13 protein-coding genes are annotated in these 10,557 nt (G+C 73.5%); 7 read left to right on the top strand and 6 right to left on the bottom strand.

All coding sequences use genetic code 11. The features are described from left to right. The first annotated feature begins 184 nt into the window (after positions 1–184). The gene (locus ANAEK_RS02960; protein ID WP_012524669.1) at positions 185–1,510 is read left to right on the top strand and encodes a DUF2314 domain-containing protein; all 1,326 of its coding nucleotides are present in this window, start codon (positions 185–187) and stop codon (positions 1,508–1,510) included. Between the two features lie 155 nt (positions 1,511–1,665). Beyond that, positions 1,666–2,061 carry a hypothetical protein gene (locus tag ANAEK_RS02955; protein ID WP_012524668.1) on the top strand — a complete coding sequence of 132 codons (396 nt, stop codon included), beginning with the start codon at positions 1,666–1,668 and terminating at the stop codon, positions 2,059–2,061. Between the two features lie 49 nt (positions 2,062–2,110). On the opposite strand, the gene ANAEK_RS02950 is transcribed toward ANAEK_RS02955, so the two are convergent. Together ANAEK_RS02950 and ANAEK_RS02945 are read right to left on the bottom strand one after the other, a co-directional pair. Further along, complete coding sequence (locus tag ANAEK_RS02950; protein ID WP_012524667.1) at positions 2,111–2,485, bottom strand: hypothetical protein; 375 nt, start codon at positions 2,483–2,485, stop codon at positions 2,111–2,113. Between the two features lie 30 nt (positions 2,486–2,515). Then, the gene (locus ANAEK_RS02945) at positions 2,516–3,166 is read right to left on the bottom strand and encodes a hypothetical protein (protein ID WP_012524666.1); all 651 of its coding nucleotides are present in this window, start codon (positions 3,164–3,166) and stop codon (positions 2,516–2,518) included. Between the two features lie 151 nt (positions 3,167–3,317). Between ANAEK_RS02945 and ANAEK_RS02940 the strand changes: the two genes are divergently transcribed. From ANAEK_RS02940 to ANAEK_RS02930, 3 genes are read left to right on the top strand one after another with little or no spacing between them, the layout of a single operon-like run. Then, positions 3,318–3,800, top strand: coding sequence for an RNA polymerase sigma factor (locus ANAEK_RS02940; RefSeq protein WP_041454019.1), 483 nt, complete (start codon positions 3,318–3,320; stop codon positions 3,798–3,800). Continuing rightward, the gene (locus tag ANAEK_RS02935) at positions 3,793–4,071 is read left to right on the top strand and encodes a hypothetical protein (protein WP_012524664.1); all 279 of its coding nucleotides are present in this window, start codon (positions 3,793–3,795) and stop codon (positions 4,069–4,071) included. Before ANAEK_RS02940 ends, ANAEK_RS02935 begins: the two co-directional genes overlap by 8 nt. Further along, the gene (locus tag ANAEK_RS02930; RefSeq protein WP_012524663.1) at positions 4,068–4,493 is read left to right on the top strand and encodes a hypothetical protein; all 426 of its coding nucleotides are present in this window, start codon (positions 4,068–4,070) and stop codon (positions 4,491–4,493) included. The genes ANAEK_RS02935 and ANAEK_RS02930 overlap by 4 nt, the downstream gene beginning before the upstream one ends. Positions 4,494–4,536: 43 nt before the next feature. On the opposite strand, the gene ANAEK_RS02925 is transcribed toward ANAEK_RS02930, so the two are convergent. Further along, positions 4,537–5,430: a LysR family transcriptional regulator gene (locus tag ANAEK_RS02925; protein ID WP_012524662.1), complete on the bottom strand. Its 894-nt coding sequence runs from the start codon at positions 5,428–5,430 to the stop codon at positions 4,537–4,539. 119 nt (positions 5,431–5,549) lie between these two features. Here ANAEK_RS02925 and ANAEK_RS02920 point away from each other — a divergent pair, with 119 nt between their 5' ends. Further along, positions 5,550–6,320 carry an SDR family NAD(P)-dependent oxidoreductase gene (locus ANAEK_RS02920; RefSeq protein WP_012524661.1) on the top strand — a complete coding sequence of 257 codons (771 nt, stop codon included), beginning with the start codon at positions 5,550–5,552 and terminating at the stop codon, positions 6,318–6,320. A gap of 13 nt (positions 6,321–6,333) precedes the next feature. Here ANAEK_RS02920 and ANAEK_RS02915 read toward each other — a convergent pair whose 3' ends face one another. Together ANAEK_RS02915 and ANAEK_RS02910 are read right to left on the bottom strand one after the other, a co-directional pair. Next, on the bottom strand, positions 6,334–6,906 hold the full coding sequence (locus ANAEK_RS02915) for a TMEM175 family protein (protein WP_012524660.1): 573 nt from the start codon (positions 6,904–6,906) through the stop codon (positions 6,334–6,336). Between the two features lie 141 nt (positions 6,907–7,047). After that, positions 7,048–8,190 carry a right-handed parallel beta-helix repeat-containing protein gene (locus ANAEK_RS02910; RefSeq protein ID WP_232288354.1) on the bottom strand — a complete coding sequence of 381 codons (1,143 nt, stop codon included), beginning with the start codon at positions 8,188–8,190 and terminating at the stop codon, positions 7,048–7,050. Between the two features lie 267 nt (positions 8,191–8,457). On the opposite strand from ANAEK_RS02910, the gene ANAEK_RS02905 reads away from it, so the two are divergent. Further along, positions 8,458–8,997: a YgjV family protein gene (locus ANAEK_RS02905; RefSeq protein WP_012524658.1), complete on the top strand. Its 540-nt coding sequence runs from the start codon at positions 8,458–8,460 to the stop codon at positions 8,995–8,997. Here the strand turns inward: ANAEK_RS02905 and ANAEK_RS02900 are convergent. Beyond that, positions 8,960–10,447 carry an MFS transporter gene (locus ANAEK_RS02900; protein WP_012524657.1) on the bottom strand — a complete coding sequence of 496 codons (1,488 nt, stop codon included), beginning with the start codon at positions 10,445–10,447 and terminating at the stop codon, positions 8,960–8,962. The two genes, ANAEK_RS02905 and ANAEK_RS02900, sit on opposite strands and share 38 nt — an antisense overlap. Between the last annotated feature and the right edge of the window lie 110 nt (positions 10,448–10,557).

Raw genomic sequence — 10,557 nt, 5'->3', positions numbered from 1 at the left:
AGCGGACGATCTATCGTCCGCAGCCGCGACTACCTTGCCCGTCACGAGTCGTGCGTCAACTGCGCGTACGATTCACGAGCTTGGCAAACGGGCCGTTCCCGCTCGCCCTAGACCTACACTTCCATTCACCCATAGCATCTCCGCCCTGCGCGCTCCGTGTATCCTCCCTCGGGGAGGTGATCGCATGAGCTGGTGGAATCGGAAGCCCGCCGTCGAGCAAGCGGGTTCGGTGCTGTTCCGCGGGAAGTGGGCGGCGCGGCCGGAGGACTTCGCCTCGGTCGCCGAGCACGGTGTGCGGCTCGGAGCGGTGGTGCGCGGCGCCGAGGGCGGCTGGACCGCGGAGCTCGAGCACGACCGCTGGGGCAAGGCGACGCTGGTGGTGCTGCCGGACCCGCCGCTCCCTCCGGGCAGCCTCGCCGACATGGACGGGCGGCTGACCGCCGCCGAGAAGGAGGCGGTGAAGTCGTGCCGGTACGCCGCGGCCGTCACCACCGGCTCGCGCTCGGGGAACGTGCTCGCGGACCGCAAGGACCTGCTGCGCTTCCTCCGCGCGGTGATGGGGCGCGAGGGCGTGGCAGCGGTCGATCATCAGGCCCAGGCGTTCTGGTCGCGGGACGGCCTCGACGACGAGCTCGCCCACGACGCGGACCTCGACATCGACGCGATCCACACGCTGCACCTCCTGTACGACCCGGACGCGCCCGGCGACGGCGACGGCGACCGGCGGGTGTTCTGGCTCCACAGCCACGGCCTGAAGGAGATCGGCTTCCGGGACTTCGACGTCCTCCATCCGGCGCCCGCGGTGAACGGCCACGCGCACGACCTGCTGCGCGCGCTCGCCTTCGGCGTGGTCGAGGGGCGGCTCGCGCCGGGCAGGGAGCCGATGCCGCTCGCCGATCGGGAGCAGGTCCTCGCGGTGCCCGCGCGCACGTTCCTCGCGGGCACGGGCCGCGACCACGCCGACTACCGCGCCAGCGTGGACGACGAGCACCTCGACGGCCACGTGGTCGTCTGCGACGCGGCGAGCGGAGGCTGGCTCGCGCGCCTGGTCGGCCGGGGCGGGCCTCGCCCGTCGCGCTTCCTCCAGGGCCCGCTGCCGGACGAGGTCCTCATCCACTACTCCACCTCCGCGACCGAGCTCATGGCGCACCGCGCCCGCGAGACGCTCGGGGTCCTCCGCGGCGCGGTCGAGGAGCTCGCCGAGTTCGAGTTCCCGGCGCTGGTGAAGCTCGGCCTGCGCGTGGACGGCGGGGCGGAGGACGATCGCGAGCACCTGTGGTTCCAGGTGCACGGCTTCCAGCCGGACGCCGTGGACGCCAGCCTCGTCAACGCGCCGTTCCACATCGCGCGCCTGAAGGAGGGCGACCGCGGCGTCCACCCCCTGGAGCTGCTCAGCGACTGGGTGATCTTCACGCCGGGCGGCCGCATCGATCCGCGCCAGACGCGCACGCTGCGCTTCATCCGCGACAACCTGCCGGAGCTCCGCAAGGCGATGAGCGCGGGCGCCTAGGAAGCCCGCTCGCGTCGCGCGCGGTGGGGCTCCATTCGTGCCAGCCCCGATGAAGCGGGCGTCCGGTCCCGGGGACGGGTAGGCGAGGCGCGCCACGACGCGGGCCTCGGGCCGCCGGGACGAGCGGCGAGGTCCCGCATCGGAAGGAGCGGGAGATGAAGACCCCGATCGCGCTGTCCATCCTGGGCGCGCTGCTGCTGCTGCCGGCAGGCAGCGCCAGCGCCGCGGAGAAGGCCGCCAAGGGCGGCGGCAACCAGACGTACCTCGTCACGACCACCCACACGCCGGAGCAGTGCCTCCAGGCGCTCGACGAGATGGCCGCCAAGAACAAGAAGATGCTCGGCAACATGGAGTGGGGCTGCAAGTCCGGGGATCACACGGGCTACGCGTTCGTCAAGGCGGCGAGCGAGCAGCAGGCGCTGGCGCAGCTACCGGAGACGAACCGGGCCACCGCGAAGGCGACCCCGGTCACGAAGTTCACCCCGGAGCAGCTGGCGGCGATCCACAAGCAGATGGGGAAGCAGGAGTCGCAGCAAGAGATGAAGCACTAGCGCGCGGCTCGCGGTGCTGGCGGCCGGCGCGGCGGGGCAGCGCGGCCCCTCACCGCGCCGGCGGCGCCCTCGGACCGGGCTCCACCACCTCGACGAGCGCACGCGTCTGCCGGTCGAAGGTGACGCGGAGCGGACCGACGGCACCGGGACGACTCGCGCGGAAGTGGACGTCCCAGACCGGGCCGCGGGGGTGCGCCTCGACCAGCACGCAGGCGTAGCCGCTCGCGCCGCACCAGCCGTAGCCGCGCTCCACCGCCTCCCGCCGCGCCATGGGGGGAGGTGGCGGCGGGGGAGGCGGTGGACGCGCGGGCACCACGACGACGGCGCGCGGGGGCGGCGGCGCCACGATGACGGTGCGCGGGTGGGTGACGACCACGGTCCCGGCGATGGCGAGGGACGAGAGGGCGGCGAGCGGGGCGATCATGGTTCGGCTCCGGAAGCGAGGACGATCGGCTCAGCGCTGCGAGGCGGCGGCCACGCGGTGGCCGTGTACCTCGATGGTCCCGGTGCCGCGGCGACCCTGGATCTCGGCGTGCGACTCGAGGCGCGCGATCGCGCCGTCGGCGTCGAAGGTGATGCGGGCCCGGGCCTCGGACACGCGCCCGCCCTCCCCGCCCCCCGGCACGACCTCGAGCGCGCGCTTCGCGCCGGTCGCCGGGTCCACCTCGACGACCACCGCGGAGATCGCGCCGCCGGCGGGCGACCTCACCTCGACGAGGACGCTCCCGCCCGGCCCCGCCGATGGGCGCACCGCGAGCTGCGCGCCGGGCACGGAGAAGGGCGCGAGCGTGAGCGGCGCGAGGAGCTGCACGCCACCGCGGCCGCTGCGCCCGCCCTCGCTCGAGCCGGAGAGCTGGCGGACCTGCACGCTCCCGTCGGTGGCGTAGGTGATCTCGCGGGTCCAGGCGAGCTCGCGGGAGCGCCGGCCTCCGGAGGCGCGCCCCTCGGCCTGGACCTGCACCGGCGATCGCGCCAGCGCGGCGAGCTGGGCGGCTTCCTTGGCGCGCGCCCGAGCCACGAGGTCGGCGTCGGCCGCCGACGCGGTCATGGGCGAGGAGAGCGCGAGCACGGCGAGGGCGAGCAGCGACAGGGGTTCGGTGTGCATGTCCCTTCGGACGCCGCCAGCCCGTGGCGCCCTACGCGCTGCCCCGCCATGATGCGGGGCCGTAGGGAGCGGGCGGGCGGCGGCGTCGAAGGGATGAGCGCGAGGAGAACGCGAGCGGGCGGGCGGCGTGCCGGATCGTCGAGAGGCCGACATGGAGCGGATCGTCCGGGAGACCGCGCCGCGGCTCTACCGGCTCGCCGCGCGCCTCACCGGCGATCTCGCGGACGCGGAGGACGTCTTGCAGGAGAGCTACGCGCGGGCCTGCGTCCAGCTCGCCGGCCGCGGCTTCGAGGGCCGGTCGTCGACCGAGACCTGGCTCCACCGCATCGTGGTGAACGCGTCGCTGGACGTCCTGCGCGCGCGCCGGCGCCGCAGCGCGCGCGAGTCCCGTGGCGCGCCCGTGGACGAGGTGCTCGACCCGAGCAGCTCGCTCGAGGCGCGCGCGGCGCTCCGCGAGCTGTCGACGTGGCTGGACGACCTCCCCGCCGAGCAGCGGGCGGCGCTGGTGCTGAAGGAGGTCGAGGGCCTCAGCGCCGGGGAGATCGCGAGCCTCCTCGGGTGCTCCGAGGGGGCGGTGGAGCAGCGGCTGGTGCGCGCGCGGGCGTTCCTGCGCGAGAGGAGGAAGCATGGCTGACCACGAGAGCGACGACGCGCGCCTGGCGCGGATCCGGAGCGCCACCGAGGCGCTCGCGCCGCCCGCGGGGCTGATCGCACGGCTGGAGGCGACGGTCGCGGCCCGGCTGCGCGAGCCGCCCGCCTGGATGCTCATCGCCGGCCGGGCCCGGCCGCTGGCGCTCGGCGCGCTGGCGCTCACCGCGGCCATGCTGTTCCTGGGCTGGCGCGCCGAGGGGCGCTTCGAGGAGCAGGTCGCGCGCTCCCCCTACGTCCTGGAGGCGCTGCCGTGACGCGCGCCCGCTGGCAGGTGGTGCTGGTGCTCGCGCTCGTGTTCCTCGCGGGCGGCGTGACCGGGGCGGTCACCTCGCGCGTCCTCGTCCAGCGCGCCGTGGCGCGCTTGCTCGACGCGCCACCGGAGCAGGTCCGCGCCCGCGCGATCCTCTTCCGGCTGAACCGCGAGCTGGACCTCACGCGCGAGCAGCGGGCCGCGCTCCGCGCGGTGATCGAGCGGCACCAGGCCGAGCTCGCCGCGGTCCGGCGCACCGTCGCCCCGCAGCTCGAGGCCGCGCGGCGGAAGCAGTGGGCCGAGATGCGCGCGCTGCTCGACGAGCGGCAGCGCCCGGGGTTCGACCGCACGGTCGAGGAGATCGAGGGGCGGCTGGCCCGGTCGATGGCGCCCCAGCCGCGCTCGGCGCCGGCGCCCATCGAATGAGGGCGCTCGGGGCGCCGCCGGTCTCGTCGCGCAGCTCCGGCCCTCACCCGAGCTGCGCCTTGATGAGCTCCGTGATCCAGCCCATGACCAGGCGCACGTGGCGCGGGACGTTGCGACCGTGGGGGTGGACGAGCGAGACGGGGAGCGGCTCGGCGGCGTGCTGGGGCAGGACCTCGACGAGGTCGCCGGCGGCGATGCCGGGGAGCACGCCGGCGCGCGGCGCCTGGATGATGCCGAGCCCGGCGAGACACGCCGCCTGGTAGGAGTCACTGCTGTTGACGGTCACGAGCGCGCGCATGGGCCGCTCGCGGTAGCGGGCGCCGTCCTGGTATTCGAAGCCCGGCGCGCCGACGCCGAACCGTGACGCGTAGTGCACCACGAGGTGCCGGTCGAGGTCTTCGAGCGAGCGCGGGGTGCCGTGCCGCCGCAGGTACCCGGGGCTGGCGCAGTTCATGAGCGGCATCTCCCCGAGCCGCCGCGCGACCAGCCCGGACGCATCGAGCTTGCCGATCCGCAGCACGCAGTCGAACCCCTCGCGGATGACGTCCACCCGACGGTCGGTGGTGGAGAGCTGAACCTCGAGGTTGGGGTGGGCGTCGAGGAGCGCGGGCAGCCTGGGGATGAACAGCGAGCGCGCCAGGCTCTGGGGCATGTCCACCCGCACGCGCCCGCCGAGCGCGCTGGGCGCGCGGAACATCCCGGCGAGCTCGTCCGCCTCGGTCACGAGCTGGCGAGCGCGGGCGAGGAGCGCCTCGCCGCTGGTGGTGAGGCGGACGGCGCGGGTGGAGCGCTGCAGCAGCTGGCTTCCCAGCTCGAGCTCCAGGTCCCGTACCGCGGCGGACACCCGCGCCTTGGAGAGGCCGAGGTGCTCGGCCGCCCGGGTGAAGCTCGCCAGCTCGGCCACCTTCACGAACATCCGCAGCGCGTCGAGGTTCATGACCTCATGTTCGCTTTTCAGAGACAGTGTGTCACCTCCTGCCGGGCTTCTCTCGGTGACTACCGGCTCCTACTGTTCCCCCACACCGAACGACAACCCCCGGTGCAGGAGGAAGGACCATGGCAGTCACCCCTCGGACCCCGATCGCGCTCATCACCGGCGGCAGCCGCGGCCTCGGGCGCAGCATGGCGCTGCACCTCGCCGCGCGCGGCGTGGACGTCCTCTTCACCTACCGCTCCGCGGCCGCCGAGGCGGACGACGTCCGCGACCGCATCCGCGCCCTCGGGCGCAAGGCGGTCGCGCTCCCCCTCGACGTGGCCGACAGCGGCTCGTTCTCCGCGTTCGCGGCCGCCGTGGCGGCGGAGCTGGAGCGAACCTGGGGGACCCGGCAGCTCGACTACCTCATCAACAACGCCGGGATCGCGCTCCACGCCAGCATCGCCGAGACCACCGAGGCGCAGCTCGACGAGATCTACGCCGTCCATCTCAAGGCGCCGTTCCTGCTCACGCAGCGGCTCCTCCCGCTCATCGCGGACGGCGGGCGCATCCTCAACGTGTCGAGCGGGCTGACGCGCATGACCTTCCCCGGCTCGGCGGCGTACGGCGCGATGAAGGCCGCGGTGGAGGTGTTCACGCGCTACCTGGCGAAGGAGCTCGGACCGCGCCGGATCACCGCCAACGTGATCGCCCCCGGCGCGATCGCGACCGACTTCAGCGGCGGGCGGGTCCGGGACGATCCGGAGGTGAACCGGATGGTCGCCTCGATGACGGCGCTGGGCCGGGTGGGCCTGCCGGACGACATCGGCGGCGCGGTGGCGCTCCTGCTCTCGCCCGAGGGCGCGTGGATCAACGGCCAGCGGATCGAGGCGTCGGGCGGCCAGGGCCTGTGACCTGCGTCCCGCCTCACTCCCCCGCCCCCGACCTTCGCTCGATCCGGCGGTCGGGGATGAACCAGAGCGCGGCGACGAGCGCGTAGACGGCGTCGGCGGCCCAGGTGCGGACGAACGAGAGCGCGATGGCGGTCAGGTAGAGGAGCGGCGACAGCTTCCCTTTGAGGTCCGCGCCGATCATCCGCCGCAGCGAGCCGCCGGCGCGGATGATGGCGCGCTGCAGGACGAGCCACGCCAGCGACGACGCGAGCAGGACCACGCCGTAGAAGGCCGTGGGCAGGGGCGACACGGGGTAGTGGTCGGCCCAGGCGGTGACGGCGGGGATGAGCGACAGCCAGAACAGCAGGTGGAGGTTCGCCCACATGACGCCGCCGGTCACGCCGTGGACGGTATGCAGCAGGTGGTGGTGGTTGTTCCAGTAGATGCCGACGTACACGAAGCTCAGCACGTAGCCGAGGAACGTCGAGCGCATCGCGGCGAGCGCCTCGAGCGAGTCGCCGGGCGGCACCTTCAGCTCGAGCACCATGATGGTGATGATGATCGCGAGGACGCCGTCGCTGAACGCCTCGAGTCGCTGCTTGTTCATGGGCCGCGCACCCGCATGGCGCGAGGATGAGATCGGGCCGCCGCGCCTCGACCAGCGGGATCGGGCGCACGCCCCGATTTTCGGGCCTCGCCGAGCTCACCAGACGGCGAGCCCGTCACGGCACCGTGGTCGTGCCGGCGCTCAGGGGACGACGATGGCGCAGGACACGCCCTCGCCGTACGCGGTCCGGCACAGGTTGCCCTTCCAGGTGTTCGGTCCGCTCTGCGCCCAGATGTCGTAGCCGGGGCTCGTCCCGAGCACGATGTTCGACGCGACCGTGTTCCCGGACGACCCGCCCACCTGGATGTTGAGCCCGATGCCCGAGAGCACGTTGTCGAGGACCTTGTTCCCCTCGATCCTCGAGCCGGTGATGTCCATGAAGCCGAGCCCCTGGATGCTGTCGCTCACCGCGTTGTCCACGATGGTGAGGCCGGTGCACCAGGCGGCCGTGATCCCGCCGCCCACGAACCAGTACATGGGGTGCCAGCGCCCGGCGCGGGTGACGTGGTTGCCGGCGACGGTGACGTCGGAGGCGTACTCGACGTTGATGCCGGCCTGGTCGTCGGTGAACACGCTGTCCTTCACGCTCCCGGAGTTGGGCACGTCGCCCGGCGCACAGTCGCCACACGCGAAGCCCACGCCGTCCTTGAAGCCGCGGATGTGCACCCCCTGGAGGTCGGCGTTCGTCACGCGCTCGAGCAGGATGCCGCTGTCCGGCGCGACGATCTCGTCGAAGTAGCTCGGGACGGGTCCGGACGCCGTCAGCGTCCGGATCGACACGCCGGCGCTGTTCCGCGCGACGATCGCCGGGCTGCGGCTGGCGAGCGAGATCGCGGCCATCGAGATGCGGACGTCGGTGCCGTTCCGGATCGCGATGGGCCCCGAGTCCGTCACCTTCACGTTGGTGATCCGCACGGCGCTGCTGTCGCGCACGAACACGCTCATGTCGAGCTGGTCCGCGAAGGCGAGGTTCTGGATGACCGCGCCGACCGTCCCGTGGCGGATCGCGACGCCGTACCGGAAGCCGACGATCGTGCCGTTCATCACGCGGACGTTCTGCAGGGTCAGGGTGTGCTCGGTCTTCACCCCCGACCACGCGGCGTCGCCCGGCGCCCCCGGGACGCTCGCGATCGTGTGGCCGCCGAGATCGATCGTCACGTCATCGGCGCCGATGACGAGCCCGCTCGTCTCGCAGGTCAGGTCCTTCTCCAGCGTCAGGCTCGCGGTGACCAGGTCGCCGCACTCGGTCGCGCGCGCGACCGCTCCTCCGAGTCCGAGCAGCACCGCTCCGCACGCGAGGGCCAGACGCCTTGCGACTGTCATCCTTTCCATGGTCTTCCCCCTGCGACGCCGACCGTCTCCGCAGCGGCCTCCAGGCGCCGCAAGAGAAGTCGAGCGCTGCCGGTGCGAGACGTCGAGCCGGCCCCTGGGGCCGGTGGATCGCGGTAGCGGCCCCGGGTGCGTCCGGGAGTCCGTCCTGGCCGGGCTCCCGCCGGATTGCACGCTTCGCGGCCGCGTGGCAGCATCCGCGCCCTTCAGGAGCGTTCCGCGATGCACCTCTTCTCCCCGGCCCAGGTGGCCGGGTACGTGGCCCTGGTCCTCGGGGTCACCGGCTTCCTCCAGCGCGACGACCGGCGCCTCAAGCAGCTCGTGACGGCGGAGTGCGTCGCCTACGTCTTCCACTTCGCGCTGCTGGGCCGGCCGCCGGCGGCGACGAGCGCGGGCGTGTCGGGCGTCCGCACGCTGCTCTCCATCCGCTACCGGTCGGCGTGGCTCGCCGCGGCGGCCATCGCGGTGAACGTGGCCCTGGCGATCGGGGTCGGGACCCGCGGGACGGGGTGGGTCCCGGTGGCGGGCTCGTGCCTGGGCGCGATCGCCGTCTTCACGATGCAGGGCATCCCGATGCGGCTCGTGCTCCTCACCAGCACGTTCGCCTGGCTCGCGAACAACCTCCTCGCCGGCTCGGTCGGCGGCACGGTGCTCGAGTCGCTCATCGCCGCCGCGAACATCACCACCATCGTGCGCCTGGCGCGCGCCGACGCGGGCGAGGCGCTCACGCGCCCCGGGCCCGCTCGCCCCGCGGGATGGTGAGGACGATCGAGACGATCGCGACGACGACCATCAGCTCGTTGAAGCCGAGCGCGACGATGGCGGCCTCGCGCACGGCGAGGTTGTCCTGCCGGCCCTGGAACGTGATCACGCCCTCGAGCCAGCGCACGCTCTGCGGCGCGGCCCGGAGCGCGGTGAAGATCGCCGCGGAGATGGCCACGCCGAACGCGGCGCCGAGGGACGAGGCCATCTTGTAGAGGCCGGACCCGGCGCCGGCCTGCGACGCGGGCAGGCTGGAGAGCGCCGCGTCGGTGGACGGCGTCGCGTAGAACGCCAGCCCGACGCCGAACAAGGTGTAGCCGATCACGGCCATCGCCTCGTACCGCGCCAGCATCACGTTGGACGGCGCGAGCAGCAGGATCGAGGCGCCGGTGATGACGCAGCCCCAGAGCATGGGCCGGCGCGCGCCGAAGCGCCGGAGCAGCTTCTCGCCCACGCGGATGAACGCGATGATGGCGACGGCGTAGCCCAGCGTCAGGACGCCGGCGCGCTGGGCGGTCATGCCACCGCCCACCTGCACCAGCTGCAGCGACACGATCAGCGTCCCGGCGACGCCGTTCAGCAGGAAGTTCGAGACGGTCGCGCCGGTGTAGGTCGAGCTCCGGAACAGGCCGAAGTCGATGAAGGGGCTGCGGGCCCGGCGCTCGACCCGGAGGAACAGCCAGCCGAAGACGACCGTGGCCGCGGCGAGGCCGAGCGACGCCGGGCTGGTCCACCCGAGCTGGTTCCCCTGCGTGACCACCACCTGCAGGGCCACCATCGCGACCATGAACGTGAGCACGCCGGCGAGGTCGAACCGGTAGTCGGCCGCGCCGCCGTCGGCCCGGCTCTCCGGCGTCCCGCGCAGCAGCAGCAGGCCGGCGACGGCCACGCCCACCGAGGCGAAGAAGATGTAGCGCCACCCCAGGTTCTGGCTCACGAGCCCGCCGAACAGGGAGCACACCCCGGAGCCGCCCCAGGAGCCGATCGACCACAGGCTGATCGCGCGCTGCCGCTCGGCGCCGTCCCAGTACGCCTTCACGAGCGCGAGGCTCGCCGGCATGATGCACGCGCCCGAGAGCCCCTGCAGCGCGCGTCCCGCCAGGAGGAACGCCGTCGCCAGCCCGCCGGCCGGCGCGAGGCCGACCAGCAGCGAGCCGGCGATGCTCGCCAGGAATCCCAGCCGGACCATCCTCACGCGCCCGACGCGATCGGCGAGGCCGCCCATCACCACGATGAAGATGCCGGAGAACAGCGCGGTGAGCGCGACGGCGATGTTCATCACGCTCTCGCCGGTGCCGAGGTCGCGGCGCATGTCGGGCGCGATGTTGAGCGTCGTCTGCGCGAACAGCCAGAAGGTCAGGACCCCCAGGATGATCCCGACCAGCAGGCGATCGTTTCCGCGGAACGGCGCGACGCCGTCGTTCGCCGTGCGGGTGCCGGCCGTGCCCATGCCGACGACGGTCGTCGCGCGCCGCCGCGGCGTCCAGCACCGATGCGCGGCTCTTTGGGGAAGCGGCCGGGCGAGGGGCACGACCCGGGGCGCAGCCGAGCCCCGGGGCC

The organism is Anaeromyxobacter sp. K (genome assembly GCF_000020805.1).
In the GTDB taxonomy this organism is placed as follows: Bacteria; Myxococcota; Myxococcia; order Myxococcales; family Anaeromyxobacteraceae; genus Anaeromyxobacter; species Anaeromyxobacter dehalogenans.
This window is presented reverse-complemented; position numbering and strand designations above follow the sequence as displayed.